We start from the raw sequence: 16,737 nt of genomic DNA on the forward strand, positions 1-16,737 counted from the left end.
TACAGAGGGTGCTCTGCCAACCCTACATAGGGGGAATGAACCAAGTGACTCAGAAATTTTGTGCTGAATCGCCCCTTTGTGTAAATCCTTGAGCCTCTCTCAGGGGACGTATGTTTTATTGATTATAAATACCCCTAAGAGGATACCGATTTTAAGGCGTTGGCATTATGATCAGTAGCGGCAGTGAAAATACCTGATCTAGCGATTGCCCGATCAGGCCATTGGCTGCCTCGGTCGTTGTTTAGTTGCTTACTCAGGTGTTGTTTCTGGTATGACTACCTTTCCTTACACGCCTAATCAGGTTCAGCAATTTTCTTCTGAACATTTTAAGGACAACGGCGAAGTATTTCGGCCTGTTGCGCCTCGGGATCGTGACTTAGATGCGACTAAGCGCGATCGCTTCGAACTTTTGAGCGCCTACTTAGACGGTGAAGTCACTCCTGACGAGCGCCAGCAAGTGTTGTGCTGGTTAAAGGATAGTGACGATGCCCGTTGCCTCTACAACCGGTTGCTAAATTTACGTCAGGGGATGCGAACTCAGGTTTGCCCTCCGGCTTGTCCACCCGAAGACACGCTGGTAGGCGTGTTTCACTCACTCAATCACCGTCTCAGATTGGTCACCATGGCCAGTGCTGGAGTTGCTGCCATTGGTGTGATTAACTTACTATCTGGCGGTGCTGGCACTGGCTATAGTCCCTGGCGCATAGCCGCCTTGTCACAACCCGATACGTTGCAGATTGCTTTAGATAGACCTGCGTTTCCAATTCCTGAAAATGCAGCTTTTTTGAATGAGGCTGGTAACGCCCTTGATCAAGGGGGTCTACCTATCGACTCTGAGCTATAGCTAGCATAGTGCTAGCTCAGAGTCGAATAAACCTACCCCAACACTCCATTAGCAGGCGGTCTTAAGACCGCCTGCTAATGGAGTGTTGGGTATGTGTGTCTGTCTAGGCGCAAGCCTAAAATTTCTCAAGCTGATCCAGGCGCAGCCACATATTGGGGGTAGGTACTTCGCCAAATTTGACTAGGGCGTAGTCGTCATTGGTATCGACAATCTCTCCTCGGGTTTCGAAGAGATACGAGGGAAACCGGGTGTCACTGGCGGTTGCTTCCACGCTGTTTTCTAGTTTTTCGCGTACGGCCCGGACTAGGTCGCCCCGCTTTAAAGTTGCTGCCATAGATCTGTTCGCTATCAACCTCAGCCTTACTGTACACGAAATCCCTTGTTCAAGGCCGCTGGCGTAGCCTTTACCAAACCCCCTCTAAGGCAGGCAATCTTCGGGCAAACGCACTAACACTGACAACGGGGGCAGTAGTGGGCCGATCGCCCCGCTAGCTTCAAACGCAGAATAGGTGTCTGGCAGACCCGGCAGGGTTCACCGTCGCGATTATAAACCCAGGCTACGCCACCATAGTTGCCGTTAATGCCATAGATGTCACGATAGTCGCTAAAGGTAGTTCCCCCTGACTCAATGCTGGTGGTTAGCACCTCACAGATAGCCCTATGTAACCGCTGGATCTGATCAGGATCAAGGCGATCGCTTGGGGTAAGCGGGCGCAGACCACTGATAAACAGGGCTTCATCGGCGTAGATATTGCCTAGGCCTGCCACCAACCGCTGGTCGAGCAGTGCATTTTTAATCGGGCGATGACTGCGGCTCAGATGCTGGTGCAGGTAGGTGACCGAAAATGCCTCATCAAAGGGCTCTGGCCCCAGATTTTTGAGCCCAGTCATGACGGTTTCAGGGGGCACCCCAGGGGGAACCCACCAAAGGCGACCAAAGGTACGCTGATCGACAAAGCGCAGTTCGTGGCGATCGCTGAGCCAAAGCCGTACCCGGCAATGGCTCTGTACCGGGGTCTTAGGGTCGAGCCATAGCAGCTGACCAGTCATGCGTAGATGCACCCCTAGGTAGCCACCGGGGCGACCATTGAGCCGGGTCAACTCACCTAGCAGATACTTGCCTCGGCGGTGCCAGGCGCTCAGAGTAGCCCCCGTTAACCCCGCCCAAAATTCGGTTTCGGTAGCCGGGTGGGCAATCGATCGCGCTAGCAGCACCTGCCCCCCCTCTAACGGGTGACCCGGTGTTACCCGTTCGAGCCCCCGTCTTACGGTTTCAACTTCAGGTAATTCTGGCACTACTTAGCCCTGGGCCTTTGACCCTGTCTACGGTGTGTCCCTGAACTATAACAATCGCCTGAGGCAATCCGTATCTTGAAGCTGCAAAAACAGCCAAGGCCCATGCCGAAGCACAGGCCTTGGAAACTAAGCGAACAGAACCGGGCAGACCAGAATAACTATGCCAGAACGCTGAAGGCAGTGTCGGCACACTGATTGAATGCCTTAGCCACCAGTAGCGGCAGGCTTTTTGGCCTTAGGAGCTTCAACCTCTTGCAGTTCAGACACCGCGAAGTTGTTAGTGTTGATGCCAGCGTAGTTAACCTTGTCAAAGCGCACTACCGCAGGGTATTTGATGCCGCTTTGGTCGATGGTGGCTACAGTACCGACTTCCCGATACCAGTAAGACTCTTTGCGCAGGATGCGAACTTTAGAACCACGTTGAACCATGAACAATGCCCTCTTGAAAAATCAATATTAATGGCAGCTTGCCCAGGCCAAACCCCAGTCATGGCTAATCGCATAAAGCCCATGACCAAGCTTGGATAGGGGGTTATTCCATGTCCACCAGATTACTACGAGACCTTCAGCTTCATGGCAGCAGAGGGTTTAAGTTTTATTGCAGAACCACCAAATGGATCCATAATTTTCCGCAATACTTAAAGGAGCTACTTTTCAGAAGGCTGGCAAACAACAAGCGGCGGGGTAGACGGACATAAAGACAGCCAATCAGCTGACATCAATATTATTCAGCAATGATTTTATTTACATTTGGTAACATATGGGCATAATAATCTTAACCTTCCTTCCCTTGAGAGCTGATCCATGCTGACCAAAGTTGAGGCCTTAGTACACGCGACTGATGGCCGCTATGCCTCTGATCAAGAACTGATGTTTTTTCAGAGCTATCTCTCCTCAGTAGGCCCTCGGCTACGGGCCTACCAAAAGATACAAAAAGCTGAGCAGCAAATCATTGCCCAGGTAATGGCTAAGCTCAACGCACAAAAGCCGAGTATCTTTTTGGTAGGCGGGCAAGATTTGACGGCCAAATGGCAGCGAGACACCGTGCGGGTACTGCGCTATAGCGCTATTGCTCTGCTGCTCGACGATCCAGAGCGGTTCAAAGAAGGGCTGCTGATGTGGTTTCAAACCATCATGCGTGCGTTTGGTGCCCAAGAAAGCTGCAATCTTACCTACACTGCTATGCAAGAGGTAATTGCCCAGCACCTCAATACGGAAGAACTTAGAATGTTCCTGCCCATCCTCGAGCTAAGCCGTGTCACCTTAGGTGAGCTTGTATAGCACCAGGGTGAGTTCTCTGAAGCCGATGCTTAGACGAGGCTGATTATGCCCCAACCAGTTATAAGTCTGCGTAATTTTTCTTTGACCCAGGGAGCCCCATTTGCTCACCTGGGTCATCACGTTAGCAGCGAATTACTACGTTTTATGTCGTTTTAGGATATCGGGTGGCGGGCTCAAGTTCCTTAGTCATAGTAGTTTTGGGAATGAGCCTGTGGCTAACTTATAGTTACAATCGCTCCAAGGCGATGTTAATTCTGGGTAGGCTTGGGCACATTACACCTATCACTGAAAACAGTCTTACAAGGCTTGTTCGACCATGGTTATGACTACAGAGACCGCCCACCGTCTGAACCAAAAATTTCCCAAGAAGCATAACCACTATGCCCTGCGGGATTTCTTCCAGTTTGATGGGGACTACGGCACCATCACTGACTGGAACAACACCCGCAATGTGCTCACCAGTGAAGACTTCATCATTGGCCTGCTAGAAGGCTTGCAAGAAGAGGTCGGCGATGCCTCAGCCGCCATCATGTATACGGTAGGTCTGGAGTGGGGCAAACACGACTCGCTGATATTTGAGGCCTGGTTTGAGCGCGAGTTTGCCATGAGCCCTCGCCGTGCCAACCTGATGTTTTTACTCGAAACCTGGTGGTGGCCCTTCATTTCCCAGGGCTGGGGCCGGTGGGAGGTCGACATGAGCGATCGCAAACAGGGCTTCATGTTCATCAACGTGTTTGACTCCGCTGTGGCCCGCACCCTAGGCGATGTGGGCAAACCGGTATGTCACCTCTACGCCGGTCTGTTTGCGGGCTTCTTTACCGAAATGGTGCGCAAGCAGCTGAGCTGCATTGAAATTCAATGCTATTCCATGGGTGAAACCTACTGCAAATTTTTGCTAGGTGGCCGAGAGCGCATCGATGCTGCCGCCTTTTGGATGAATGAAGGGGCTAACGCCCGCGACATTGAGAAGCGGCTGCGGGCTGGGGAAGGTGGCCAATGAGCATTTCTTTAGCTCCTATGGCCGACTCTCAGACCCCTCAGCTCTGGCTGAGAGAAACTGTGCAGGTCTTTTTTGAAGGCGTGGCCTGGGACGGACGGGTAGCGGCTGCGGCTTCAGGGCTAGGAGAAAGTAGCCAGACAGGGTCAACGATGACCATGACCGTCGGCGACTTCTTTCAAAATATTGCCTGGGACGGCCAACCCACGATTGGGGTGCCGATTACACCCCTAGCCGCCGCCGCTGACCCCACGCCAAACTCTGACCTAGATTTGACCCTAGACGGCTTTTCTGACCTGTTTGGTTAAACTCAGCCAGGTCGTCAAAGCTCGTTCACGGCGGCTGCCATCGGCTTTTTAGCCGCCAACTCTCGGCCCCTTGACCGCCCTAGATATTCGGAGGATTTTGCCATGACCTTTAAGCTCGACGCCCTATTTGACTCGCCCGAGAAACAATACCTTGACGCCAACGACCTCAGCCTCTTGAGTCAGTACGTCAGCTCGATTCCTGAACGCATGACGGTCTATCGTACCCTACGCGATCAAGAGATTGCCATTATGCAGCCCATTGCCGATGCCCTGCAACAGCAGGGGGGCCATGCTGAAGCCCTAGTTGAGCGCAGTGTGCGCAACGGGCTAATGGTGCTGCGCTACGTCGCCATGGCCATGCTGTTAGACGACGATGCCTTTGTGGAGGAGCGCCTGCGAGGTTGGCTGCCCGAAATGGTAAAAGCCTACGACACTCAAGCTGTTGATCAGCAATTATTTCAACTCTTGCAGCAGCAGTTGGCCAAGGTGTTTTCCCCCGCTCAGGTCAACCTGCTCAAGCCCAACCTAGAGAAAGCCCAAGATCTCATACTCAACACCCGCGAAACTGTCACTCTGGCTGGATTGCTTTAGCTGAACTGCTACGGAGACCCCTGGCTCCACCTGAAATCCTCAGTGGGTATGACCACCCCCATCCCTATCCTGTGAAGGACGTTAACTATGGTTTCTGTTGCCGATTTGCTCACTGATGGCCGGTTACCCGGCAACTACTTTGCTCAAGATCTCTACGTGCGGGGGTCAACAGAGCTAGGATTACTGGAAAACCGCCGTGGCGATCGCCTGCTGGCCATTCCTAACCCACTATTACAAGCGATTTACTCTGGACTAGAAAAAGAAACCGGCCAGGCATCAGGGTTAGTGCTCTATAACTGTGGCCGCTGGTGGGGCAAAAACTTTTACGCTCGCTTTTGTGAAGAGCTGTCTGACTACTACAAGCAACCTTTAGCTAGCCTGTCGATGGCTGAATTTTTGCAGTCGCTTCAGCAGTGCTGGAAAACCCACGGCTGGGGACAGATTCACCTCGATATCACCTATCGCGATCGCGGTTTTTTAGGCGTAGAAATTTGGCATTCTCCCTTCACGGCAGCCGCTCCCCAGGGCCAAAAACCCTCCGGCGATCTAGAGCGCGGCATTGTTGAAATTTTCTTTACCCAGCTCACCGGGCGTGAGCTCCGCTGCATGCAGACCAGTTGCACCACCAAAGGCGACGACTGCAACCGCTTCATTTTGGGTTTAGAAAAGCGGCTCCAACCCGTAGGAGCTATGGTAGCCAACGGCCAGGCCCACCAAGCGATTATGCAAACCCTCATGCAGCAGGGGTAACCGAACGGTGGCCCTAACCCGGCAGATTCGACGATCACAGTATTACACCCTGGGACTGGTGGGGCATGGGCAGTTTGGCCGAGTCTACTGCGCCATTCACCGCAAAACTGGGGAACTCATGGCCATTAAGGATCTCCACAAAGATCGCTTTCCCACCCACAAGTTTTTGCGGGAGCTGCGCTTTCTAATTAGCCTAGAGCACCCAAGTATTGTTACCTGTCACGCCCTGGAGCATTCCATCAGTGGTCGGCAGCTCGTGCTTGACTACTGCGAAGGGGGCACGCTGCGATCGCTGCTCGACAGTGACACCATCCTGACCGTGCAGGAGGTGCTGGGATTTGTGCTAGATATACTGGCGGCCCTAGACTGTGCCCACCGGCAGGGCATTGTGCACTGCGATATCAAACCCGAAAACATTCTCATGGAGCTGACCCCCGGCGGTTGGGTGGCGCGGGTGTCTGACCTAGGCATTGCTCGTCTGAGTCAAGAGGCAAAACAGGCTGATATGGGGCATACAGGATCACCTGCCTATATGGCTCCGGAGCGGTTTTATAATCAGCACCCGCCCGCTGCCGACCTCTACGCCGTAGGGATTATTTTATACGAGTTGCTACTAGATCAGCGGCCCTTCTCAGGCACTCCGATGGAGCTGATGGTGGCCCATCTGAACCGGCCCCCCATCCTGCCTACCCATTTGCCAGATCCGTTAGGCAGGGTGATTTATAAGGCCCTGCAAAAACTGTTAGCCAAGCGCTACGCCACCGCTAGCGAAATGCGCACTGAACTGATGGCGGTATACCAAACCTATCAAGCTCAGGGAGCACTCACCCAGCCCGCCTGCCTAAAGCAATTGCCTGAGATCGATCTGGCCCCTGATCTAGCCTCGGTGACGTTACCCCACCCTACGACCGTCATGGGGCTAGTGCCAATGCCTCACCAGGGCCATTTGCTAGTGACCTGTAGCCAGCAGATGGTCTGGTTTTATCACTGGCCCCAGGACGGGGGTATCAGTGCTCCCAATGACAGCCAAGGCTTTGCCCTGCCGGCCCCGGTACAAAGTTTTTTACCCACTCCCCAGGGGGGCATACTGGTGACGACAGAGTCTGTGCACCTGCTGTCAACAACCCACGGGTTAGGCTGCATTGCTAAGGATACGATTGCTGAAGGAGTGGCGATTTCACCCGACGGGCGCTGGTTTGCCACAGCTTCAAGGCTTGACCAAGCGACATTTAGCGTGGCTGTGCGCCAGCTCACCATGCCGCTAGAGCATGAGGTCAAGATATCGGCTCCGCTCGCTGTAATGATTCCGGCTGAACCAGGCGATCGCTTGGTTACCCTACTGACCGTGGACACCCGTCACGCAGTGCTGGTGGTGCGTCGGGGCAGCCGTACGCTGTTCCACGCAGTCACTCGCCGAGGCCACTATCTAGGGGCCATTGTGGCCTCGCTGCCCATTTATAACTTGACACCTACCCGCTCTCCCTACCGCTATCTAGCGCTAGAAGAGAACTGCCCCAGTGCGGTACTGATTGTCGACTTGAAACCCTTTAAAATTCTGCGTCACCGAGTTGATATTGTTCCTGACTGGCTGTTTGAAACTGCGGTGGGCTACGGCCTATTGAGTCAAGACGGCAAGTTCTCGTTGATCAACGATGAGGGGCGCATATTGAATCGGATGGCCGGGCTGCCGCGACCTGAGATGATGGTGACCTGGGGGCCTAAGGCAGGAGTTGGGAGGCCTTTGCCAACCCAGTACCTATGGGGCATGAATGAGGGCGATCGCAGCCGTATTTACAGCGTTGGCCTGACCGACTTGGCTCCCGATGTTTTGTTCTAGCTTTGGTGTCCCGCAAGCTACGCATTGGGCCCAATCAACCGTGGACGCCCTCATCTACCGGGTGCTCAAGCTGGTGGCCTGCGCTGCCCATGGGCCTGGTGCTAGCCCCATGGGCTTTTCTAGGCATAGCCCCTAGGCCTCCGCGACGAACCTTAGAGCTCGCGGCTCAGGGATGGTGGCCTGATGGTTTCTGCCTCAAACACCTCAGGAATACCGCCATTGAGCACCGTAATTACCTGGGGCGGAGTTGCATCGGGGGGATATACCAGGTCAATTTCCAGGTCTTGGCGAGCTTCGGCAGGAATATTTAGCCGCAGCAAGGCCTCGGCCTCCTGACCCCGTCGCTGCACCAGGTGGACGTAGTGAGTGCGCTCTAGGCCCATCTGATTTTTAAACTTCAGCCGCACGGTGCCCCGAAAGAAAATCCTGTCTTCAGGAGGACGACGAAACCGCAGCCCCGAAGCCAGATCTTCGTCTCGCATGGGTGTTTGAAACTTTAGCGTAATGGCCTGCTCAGTCCCCCGGTTGTTGTATAGCGGCAGTTTAAGGTTATAGCGCACGCCGTAGTTGCCGTGGGCGCGGTAGGCAGTGTCGGGGTAGCGAGCGACCATGGGTGCGCTCTGAATTTGTCCCGTGCCAAAGGTATTGCGATCGACAGAGCTAATCACGTAGGAAAAGGCGTTGCCCGGTGCCGGAATAGTCAGCACATCGGCATCAGACGAATCGGTGAGGGTAGCCCTCCAGCTCGACCCCTTGGCGACCCCAGCCACTCGCCCGTAGTAAAAGCGGCCGAAGCGATGGGTCTCAGGATCTGAGGGCGGAATATCACGAGGCCCAGCTAGGTTCCCCTGCTTTAGCACCTGGAGCCAGTCTTGGAGAGAGGGCACCCGCTCATTGCCGTTGGGCAGCAGGTCAGCATAGCGGGCTAGGCTAGCCACATGGACAGGGCCACTGCTGGAGAGATACATCATAGCCGTGCGACCATTGCTGGGAATGGGGCGCGGGGCGACTGGCCGGGGTGGAACAGTACCATTTTCGCCAGTTTCTACGTTGATTTGGGCATCAGCGGCGGTGAGGGTAACGGGACGCACTGGCGGTTTAGGAATGACACCGCCCTGGGGGTGACTGCCATTGACGGGCACCGTCAGCTGGCGCAGGGGAATAGGGGTGTTCATCAGCACCTGCACATGGCCAGGCGGAATGGTAATTCGGTTGGGCCAGTGGGGTTGGTTGGCACCGCGCAAAATATCGGTGGTGGTACGGCTGCCAGGGCCAGCAAAAACGTTACCGTTGCTGCTCAGTCGAGCATCGGGCAAGTTGATAAAGGGAGCCTCTTGGCTGAGGTAGCTCACCCCTTGGTGAATGGTGACATCTACAGGTTCGCTGCCGGGGTTATAGACTACGACTCCTAAGAACAGCGTGCGCCGATCGTCGGGGTTGACGCCGCGGGCAATGTGATGGGCGAAGATATCAAAGCGACCATTAAATGCGTAGTCGAGATGAGCATTGGGGGAGGCCATGCCATCTTTGGGAAATGTGGATAGCAGAATGCCATTCTGCTGGACCACCTCAGGGCTGTTGCTGTTAAAGACGGGAATGTCATCAAGGCTGCCGGGAAGCGGACGGACTTCCTGGTAACGGATGACTTCCGCATAGGTCCCATCGCGGGGAATAACCACCGTTTTAGCCTCGGTGGGAGGGGGAGCTTCACCCTGGGGCAGTTGAGCAAACAGCGAAGAAAGGGTGATAGCGGCTAACGCACTCAGCATGGATAACCCGTGGAACGACCAAAATACTCACGTGAATTCAGTGTGCCCAGGTAAAACAAGCCTGAAGCAGTAGAGTAGATGAGACCCTCGTAACGAGCAGTCTTTGGCATAACGGCTCAGTTTACAACACCTCTAGAATGACAGGCTAGAGAGACCAGCAAATACCCGATATGACAGAACGGCTCTCCTAGCTTTCCGTGAGGATAACTGACTTTCAGATCAGCCCGATCCACAATAGCACCTTGGAGGACAGGGTATTTCGTCCCGTTTTGGGGGAAATCATTGAATCTTTATAGATTTGCCCCAACTTTATTGTCCCCGTAGAGGAGCATCGAGCACCTTGGCAATGCGATCGCCCACGTCGTCTAAGTAGGCCATTGTCGCAGTGTCGAGGTGACGGCCCTGGCGATTGACATAGCGGGCGATCGCGCCTTGCAGTTGGCGCAGCTGGTAGCGGGCCAACACTCGCGCTTCTTCAGGCGCACCAAAGGTAAACTCCTGGGCGACAAATCCCAACAGGTCGGTCACCCCTTCCCCCGAGCCGTGGTTGCGCAGTACCAGGCTCGTGAGGGTATTGAGGTGGTGTCGCTGTAGCCCCTGTCGCAGGGTTGAGATGGGCTTAGGGTCTGTGGGTGGGGTTAGCACCTCAGCCCAGATCGACTGACCCACCGTGTCGAACAGTTCGGCCAGAGTAAAGCTATCGGACGCCCCGCGTTGATTAAACTCACTGTCGCGCAGACGCAGCAAGCGGTAACCGTCGAGCAAGTTGGTCAGGGTAAAGGCCTGGGTGAACAAAATCCGATCGAAAATCGGGTAGTCGATGCGATCGACGAAGGGGTTTTGCCCCCAGTGCAGCCAGCGATTGGGGGCCAATCGATTGACTAATTCTGGCGATAGGGTCAGGGCATCGGGGGCAAACACCTGCTGGTTAAGTACCGCCAAGGCGCGCCGTTGATCGGTGGCCGCCACCGGGGCAAAGGCCGCCTGTCCGCGAGAACTCCAGGGGTCGGTGCGGTTAAAGTACTGCCCACCAATGTAGTTGGCGATCGTGTTTGTTTGCGTATCGTAGTGAAAAAAGACCAGATCTACCCGCTGCCGTAGCTGACTATAGCCCTCGCCAGGGTCAACCGAAAACCAGTCGAGCCGATCCCAAATCGCTTTAGCGATCGCCATTTGGCCTTCGGCGTAGCTCAGCGGGTCATTGCTCAGGTCCCAGGCATTGGCCCTGGGGTCAAGCAGGGCATAGGCGTCTTCATCGGGGGCATAGGCCAGTTCGGGGGCACCAGACCGATTAGCGATCGCCTGCAATTCTTGTCGCGCCGTCATGCGATCGGTAACAGGACGATACCCATACTCAATGGCCCACCGATCGTAGGGGCCTAGCTGGGTGGGAAAGTAGTCGCCCTGGGGTTGCTCGGGCGGGGCTAGGTTAGGGGGGAGGTAGTCCATCACCGAGCTGGCCATGCCCTGGGCTTGAGTCGTCGTCGGGTCATTGAGGTCAGCTGGCGACAGCAGAGTGCTGCCTACAAAGTTGTGCCGTAGACCCAGTACGTGCCCAACCTCATGGGCTGTTAGCACTCGCAGGTACTGCTGAATGTAGTCGGCCTTGGCGTCACGGGTAGAGAAGGGCGGTGCCAGGCTGGTGATTGCCAGGTTGCCAAAGGCATTGACTTGGGAAGACCGCACACCGGCACAGTAGTCGACCGCATCTAGACGTTGGAGGACCGAGCCCGATCTGCCGGGGCCCGATCTGCCGGACTCGAATCTACCGGGGATAGCCCTGGCACTCAGCCGCGCCATTAATCGATCGCTCAGGGGATGCCCGCAGGGGGTAAGTTGCTCTACTGCTGTGAGTCCCCCTGACACCAGGGTGTCGTACTCTTGGCTCAGGTTACTGACAACGCTGGCATCGAGCACCACATCGGCATCGAGAATTTCGCCCGTCAGCGGGTTGACCCGCGATGGCCCCAGACCACTGGCCCAGGGGTATAGCGAATCGGACCAGCGAATTACGTTGTAGCGCACATCGGCGGGGTCCCAGTCAGCCTGATTGGGCATTTGACGCACTTCGATCGCATCGGTAAATCCGGCCTGTTCAAAGGCAGCATTCCACCAGTCAACACCGTCGCGAATCGCGGCTCGATACTCCTGGGGAGTAGTATTCTCAATCCAAAAGACCAGGGGTTGCTTGGGAGGAGAAAGGGCCGCAGTGGGATCTTGTTTTTCTAGGTGCCAGCGGTGAATAAAGCGCACAAAGGGGTCTGAGATGCCCGGTCGGCTGGGGGCGCGGTAGGCGGTGAGAAAGTAGCCCACGCGATCGTCGGCAGAACGGGGCAGAAAAGTGGGGTGATTGGGGATGGCCGACAGACTGTAGCGCACCCGCAGATTAAACCCTCGGCTATCGGGAATGCTAGTTAACCCGAAGGAAAAGGGCGATGCCGACCCGGCCCCACCCGAGAACCCCAACACCGCCTCTAGCTCCACATTCTCGGGAAAGGCCTGCACTGGCCCCATGTAAGAGGCATCGCCACTGATGGTATAGCTGCCTAGCACCCAGGGAAACTGACCCGAGAGGTTTGCTGGATCACGGCTGATCAAAAAGTCTTTAAGGTCAATTAAAATTTCGCCTGTGTCGGCATGAATGGCCTGGATTGGTAGGGTAGTCAGCACCGAGTCACCAAAAGATTCTCGCAGCAGCTGTTGGGCCTGGGGCTGAGGATTGCGAACGTAGAGGTTGGGAACCGCCACCTGAAGCCGGTTGTCAGGAATTTGGCGAAACTGAATCATCAAGTCGTTGACGGGCCACCCCCGAAACAGGCCTAGCTCTCCCAACCCCGACTCTAGGTTGGCCATGAACAATAGATTTTGGTTGAGCTGGTTAGGGTTTATGCCCATCAGGGCGCGGTTGCGCTGATGGTCGTGATACAGCGTGAACAGGCCACGGGAAACTGTCAGGCCCTTAACCACCTCTTCAAACGATTTAAGACTGCTGGCGTCTGGGGGGGCGATCGCCTCAGATAGGGTGGTTTCGGGGTTAGAGTTGCCCGCAGCAGGCCCGTCGGCCTGAGCATAGAGGGCTGGAAAAGCACTATCAGGTGATAGGGTAGCGTCACTGGCTATTACCCGATTGCCGTGGCCTAGGGAGAGAGCGGCGGCGATCGCCAGCCCCCAGAGAAATATCAGTCCTAGTCGCCCACTTAGCTTCACTAACTGCACTCCCTCACCCCTAAGTTAGAGGTTTTTCGTGTTGTCATATGATAGACCTCATTTCTCCATTTGCTGCCACCATGCCTGAGACTGCCACTGCCATCATTGCTCCACCTTTACCGACCGTTTGGCCCCAGTTTGGGCAGCCGTTGCAGTTAGGGGTGATGGCCTCGGGCAACGGTAGCAATTTAGAGGCGATCGCCCAGGCGATCCACCGGGGCGATCTGCACGCTGAAATTCGAGCAGTGATATACAACAACCCTGGGGCCAAGGTGGCCGATCGCGCCCGTCGACTGGGGCTTCCTACCGTGCTGCTCAACCATCGCCAGTACCCCAGCCGCGAAGCCCTAGATAAAGAGATTGTCGAGACCCTACGGCGGCACGGAGTCGAGTGGGTGATTATGGCGGGCTGGATGCGCTGCGTTACCAGCGTGCTCATTGACGCCTTTCCCCGGCAAGTACTCAACATTCACCCTAGCCTGCTGCCCAGCTTTCCAGGCCTTAGGGCAGTCGATCAAGCCCTGGCAGCGGGGGTAAAACTGGCGGGCTGCACAGTGCACCATGTGGAGCTAGCCGTGGATAGCGGCCCGGTGATTATGCAGGCGGCAGTGCCGGTGGAGCCAGATGACAGTACCGAGACTCTCCAGGCTCGGATTCAGCAGCAGGAGCATGTGATCTATCCAGCGGCGATCGCCCTGGCGGCGATCGCCTAAGGTTTGCCGCAGAATGTACCCGCGCGGGTGACGGCAAGGGCCGGGCGGCCTGAGGACAATGGGGACAACCCAACGGTAAGCGGCTCGGCCCCCATTGGCCGCCCACACCAGCGGGACATCCTATTACCTCCGGTAAGAAAAGCCCTATGGAAATCACAACCTTTGAGCTCCTTGTCAAACGTATTGCCCCACCCCCCGCAAACTCGACCCTCGCCCGACGGGTGATTCAGGGCTACTTTCTGACAATCTCGAATCTGGAAGACCGCGACTTGACCTACCAGCTCGAGTTCACCGTCAGCCGCCCCAACCCCGCTAACCCCAACCGCAATTTGCCAGGTAATGCAGTAGTTGCCTTTGACGTAGCCGGTGCCAACAGTTTCTTGGCCCTGACCCCAGTAATGCCCAGCCCAGTGACGCCAGTGTTTACCACTCGCTTTCGGGTGCCTGCCAAACAAACGGCCTCCCTGCAACTGCTCCCTGACCTCTCAAAGCCAGGCCTGATCAATGAGGCCAACCCCGATATTGAAATTCGCGGTTACGTGCGCTTGAGCGTGCCGGCCCTGCGCCAGGGTGTGTTTTTGCGGCCCCAGGGCAATACCCCGGTCAAAGTACTGTTGAACCCTGAAATTCGCGGTACTTTCCTACCCAACACCTTCCCCGGCAGCGGCGGTGATTTTGACCAGATCAACTATCCGCTCCAGTTGGCCAGCGGCAAGGGGCTGAATGAAATTGCCCCAGACCCCGGTTCCTTCGTGATTGACCCCATCTTTGTGGGCAATGTCGGGCTAGAACGGCCCGTACTGCCTGAGTTGACTAATCCACCAGCCATTGATCTGTCATTGCTCAGCCCAGCGGCCCGAGCCGAAGTGCTGGCCGAAACCCTGGCCCAGGTAGACCCCAGCCCTGAGAACCTCAGCACCGTGAGTGAGCTGCTCTCGCGGTTAGAAATTCCTATCCGCATGGAGTCAGTGAATCGATAATGCCGCTGCGGGTATGGGGCACCCAACCAAACATCGTTAGCGCCCCAATACCCGCAGCGCTCAAAAAAGCTAACACCCAATCCGAGTTCCATACCCCCGATACCCAACCGGTCAACCTGTAGGGGCGTTGGCATAGCCTGGCCAGAGGCCTTACGGTGGTTCGCCCAGTGGCATCGGGGGTAGAGGATTCGGATTCAATATTAGCTATGGGCTCATGCCTGAGGTTGATTTAGCCTGCCTTAATCTCGAACATTGCTATGCATAAACCTAAATTTGAACCGGTGTCTTTTAGCTGGGTGGCGCTGCACCCGCAGCCTCGGGGAGTGATTCAGTTTATGGGAGGGGCGTTTTTTGGCTCGTTTCCCACCCTGAGCTATCGCCACCTGTTGCAAGAATTGTACCGGGCGGGCTACACCGTGGTGGCGCTGCCCTTTCGATTTAGCTTTCGCCACTGGAGCATTGCCCTGAACCTGCTGGAGGAACAGCGACGGCTACGAAAGCTACTGCCGGGGCTGGCCGAGCAAGCCGGTTACGAGAGCGCCATCTATGAACAAGACGATCGCTACGCCTGGCTAGGCCACAGTCTAGGTTGCAAGTACATTGCCCTGCTTGAGCTGCTCTGCGGGGTGGAGTTAGCCCCAGACGATCGCACGCTAGACGCCGTGATTGGCCCTAAACAGGCCCAGTGGCTGCGCGATCGCCTGGCGAATGTTCCCACAATTTGGAATCAGCCCAGCCAGCTGCTGGCCCCCGATATTAGCGATACCACCAGCGCCGTGCCCGTCAAAGCCCTGGCACACCTGCTCGATGCTCTGGGGTTGGGGGTACAACCGACGCGATCGCAGACCCTGGCCCTGATCGATCACAGCCGTCTGTTCAACCTGACAGCGATAATTTCCTTTGCCCAAGACACGGTGGCAGGCAGTATTCAAGACCCCTGCCCAGAGACCAGCGACGTGCGTTGGCTCTACCAGCACCTACAATCTAAAGGGCTCATTCACCAAGAGCTGGCGGGCAAGCATTTGGAGCCTTTGGGGGTAAAGGTTGGCCCTTGGCTGGTTGATCTCAACCCGCTAGACAAATTTCTTAAGCCCGTAGGCCAGTGGCCTACGGGTGACCGGGTGCTAGAGAACTGGCATGGCCTGCAAACCAAGGAAATTGTCTTAGAGACAGCTCTTGCCCCTGCCCGCGAGCCCGAGGTAGTCGCCGCCTTAGTAGACCCCTAGGGCCGAGCCAGGGGGGCGAGCAGCTGGTTGGCTGGAAACCGAGGGTCTAGCTGAAGCACCACCTGGCGCTGGTCGATGGTCAGCCACCCCTCGGATTTGAAGTCCTTGAGCAGCCGAGTGACGGTGACGCGGGTAGTCCCAATGGCCGCTGCCAGCTGGTGATGGGTTAACCGAATGGGAATGCGAATGCCGCTGGGTTCTACCTGGCCAAAATCTTTAGCTAGCAACAGCAAAAAGTGCTTCAGGCGATCGGCCACCAGCCGCTTACCCGAGAGGGCCAGCCACGCCTCCGCCTGCTGCATCCGCAGGGTGACATTGCGAAACATGCCCGCCATCAGCACCGACGAACTCTCAATCTCAGCCATCGGTAGCGCCAGCACATCGACATCGGTAAGGGCGGTGGCCCAGTAGGGGTCAACGATAGTGAGCGGCAAGCCCAGGGGCATGGAGGGGCCAACTAAGCCCAGCAGGGTTTCGCTGCCGTCTTGTTGCAGGGTGAAGAGCTGCACGATGCCTCGACAAATCACCAAAATCTCGTTGTCTCGTAGGGGCAGCGGCCGGCCTGCTGCATAGGGCAAGAGCGCCCGTTCTCGATATAGCTGCTCTAGCAGTTGAATGAAGGTCTGGTGGCTGCGGGGGGCGATCGCCGCATTGCGGGCCGTAGAGGTTGCGGTTACAGACACTAAAGTACCTAGAGTGCTTCTGGGTAGGTTGCCAGCCTTGGCTAAAGGCTCAAACCATCAACGACACCCTAGAGAACTACAGCTAGCCTGTTTTCAAGCCCTAAGCCTGCTAGATGCTGATGAAGCTAAGCCTGCGATCGATAACCTACCCAGCCCCATCTTCAACGGCCTAAATTAAGGAATTCCCCAGGTTAAGTTAAGCCCAGGGAAATGGTTCGTTAACGTTTGTGATCTACCGCACTAATTAGTCTCTAT

At 55.9% G+C, this 16,737-nt stretch carries 16 protein-coding genes; 10 read left to right on the plus strand and 6 right to left on the minus strand.

What is annotated here, in order from left to right:
* Positions 1-205 precede the first annotated feature (205 nt).
* Positions 206-844: a hypothetical protein gene (locus tag RRF56_RS07810; protein WP_317037074.1), complete on the plus strand. Its 639-nt coding sequence runs from the start codon at positions 206-208 to the stop codon at positions 842-844.
* 115 nt (positions 845-959) lie between these two features.
* Here RRF56_RS07810 and RRF56_RS07815 read toward each other — a convergent pair whose 3' ends face one another.
* The 3 genes from RRF56_RS07815 to RRF56_RS07825 form a co-directional block, all read right to left on the minus strand.
* Positions 960-1,178, minus strand: a complete 219-nt coding sequence (locus RRF56_RS07815) for an NAD(P)H-quinone oxidoreductase subunit O (protein WP_317037075.1) — start codon at positions 1,176-1,178, stop codon at positions 960-962.
* A 113-nt stretch (positions 1,179-1,291) separates the two neighbouring features.
* Positions 1,292-2,140, minus strand: coding sequence for a DNA-formamidopyrimidine glycosylase (locus tag RRF56_RS07820; RefSeq protein WP_317037076.1), 849 nt, complete (start codon positions 2,138-2,140; stop codon positions 1,292-1,294).
* A gap of 204 nt (positions 2,141-2,344) precedes the next feature.
* Positions 2,345-2,569 (minus strand): photosystem I reaction center subunit IV, encoded by a 225-nt coding sequence (locus tag RRF56_RS07825; RefSeq protein ID WP_317037077.1) that lies wholly within the window; start codon positions 2,567-2,569, stop codon positions 2,345-2,347.
* A 375-nt stretch (positions 2,570-2,944) separates the two neighbouring features.
* Here RRF56_RS07825 and RRF56_RS07830 point away from each other — a divergent pair, with 375 nt between their 5' ends.
* The 6 genes from RRF56_RS07830 (at position 2,945) to RRF56_RS07855 (ending at position 7,904) form a co-directional block, all read left to right on the plus strand.
* The gene (locus RRF56_RS07830; protein WP_317037078.1) at positions 2,945-3,421 is read left to right on the plus strand and encodes a phycobilisome protein; all 477 of its coding nucleotides are present in this window, start codon (positions 2,945-2,947) and stop codon (positions 3,419-3,421) included.
* A gap of 322 nt (positions 3,422-3,743) precedes the next feature.
* On the plus strand, positions 3,744-4,421 hold the full coding sequence (locus tag RRF56_RS07835; protein WP_410510581.1) for a V4R domain-containing protein: 678 nt from the start codon (positions 3,744-3,746) through the stop codon (positions 4,419-4,421).
* A 17-nt stretch (positions 4,422-4,438) separates the two neighbouring features.
* Complete coding sequence (locus RRF56_RS07840; protein ID WP_317037080.1) at positions 4,439-4,726, plus strand: hypothetical protein; 288 nt, start codon at positions 4,439-4,441, stop codon at positions 4,724-4,726.
* A gap of 102 nt (positions 4,727-4,828) precedes the next feature.
* Positions 4,829-5,317: a hypothetical protein gene (locus RRF56_RS07845; protein WP_317037081.1), complete on the plus strand. Its 489-nt coding sequence runs from the start codon at positions 4,829-4,831 to the stop codon at positions 5,315-5,317.
* An 87-nt stretch (positions 5,318-5,404) separates the two neighbouring features.
* Positions 5,405-6,067, plus strand: a complete 663-nt coding sequence (locus tag RRF56_RS07850; RefSeq protein WP_317037082.1) for a V4R domain-containing protein — start codon at positions 5,405-5,407, stop codon at positions 6,065-6,067.
* A 7-nt stretch (positions 6,068-6,074) separates the two neighbouring features.
* Entirely contained in the window at positions 6,075-7,904 is a 1,830-nt protein-coding gene (locus RRF56_RS07855) for a serine/threonine-protein kinase (RefSeq protein WP_317037083.1), read from the plus strand.
* A gap of 152 nt (positions 7,905-8,056) precedes the next feature.
* Here RRF56_RS07855 and RRF56_RS07860 read toward each other — a convergent pair whose 3' ends face one another.
* The gene (locus RRF56_RS07860; RefSeq protein ID WP_317037084.1) at positions 8,057-9,673 is read right to left on the minus strand and encodes a DUF3370 domain-containing protein; all 1,617 of its coding nucleotides are present in this window, start codon (positions 9,671-9,673) and stop codon (positions 8,057-8,059) included.
* Positions 9,674-9,982: 309 nt separating this feature from the next.
* Positions 9,983-12,880, minus strand: a complete 2,898-nt coding sequence (locus tag RRF56_RS07865) for a zinc-dependent metalloprotease (RefSeq protein WP_317037085.1) — start codon at positions 12,878-12,880, stop codon at positions 9,983-9,985.
* A gap of 80 nt (positions 12,881-12,960) precedes the next feature.
* On the opposite strand from RRF56_RS07865, the gene purN reads away from it, so the two are divergent.
* The 3 genes from purN (at position 12,961) to RRF56_RS07880 (ending at position 15,799) form a co-directional block, all read left to right on the plus strand.
* Positions 12,961-13,593 carry a phosphoribosylglycinamide formyltransferase gene (gene purN / locus RRF56_RS07870; protein WP_317037086.1) on the plus strand — a complete coding sequence of 211 codons (633 nt, stop codon included), beginning with the start codon at positions 12,961-12,963 and terminating at the stop codon, positions 13,591-13,593.
* Between the two features lie 146 nt (positions 13,594-13,739).
* Positions 13,740-14,573 (plus strand): hypothetical protein, encoded by an 834-nt coding sequence (locus tag RRF56_RS07875; RefSeq protein WP_317037087.1) that lies wholly within the window; start codon positions 13,740-13,742, stop codon positions 14,571-14,573.
* 257 nt (positions 14,574-14,830) lie between these two features.
* Positions 14,831-15,799 (plus strand): DUF1350 family protein, encoded by a 969-nt coding sequence (locus RRF56_RS07880; RefSeq protein WP_317037088.1) that lies wholly within the window; start codon positions 14,831-14,833, stop codon positions 15,797-15,799.
* Here RRF56_RS07880 and RRF56_RS07885 read toward each other — a convergent pair.
* The gene (locus RRF56_RS07885) at positions 15,796-16,482 is read right to left on the minus strand and encodes a Crp/Fnr family transcriptional regulator (protein ID WP_317037089.1); all 687 of its coding nucleotides are present in this window, start codon (positions 16,480-16,482) and stop codon (positions 15,796-15,798) included. The two genes, RRF56_RS07880 and RRF56_RS07885, sit on opposite strands and share 4 nt — an antisense overlap.
* Positions 16,483-16,737 lie beyond the last annotated feature (255 nt).

Source organism: Nodosilinea sp. E11, from assembly GCF_032813545.1.
In the GTDB taxonomy this organism is placed as follows: domain Bacteria; phylum Cyanobacteriota; class Cyanobacteriia; order Phormidesmidales; family Phormidesmidaceae; genus Nodosilinea.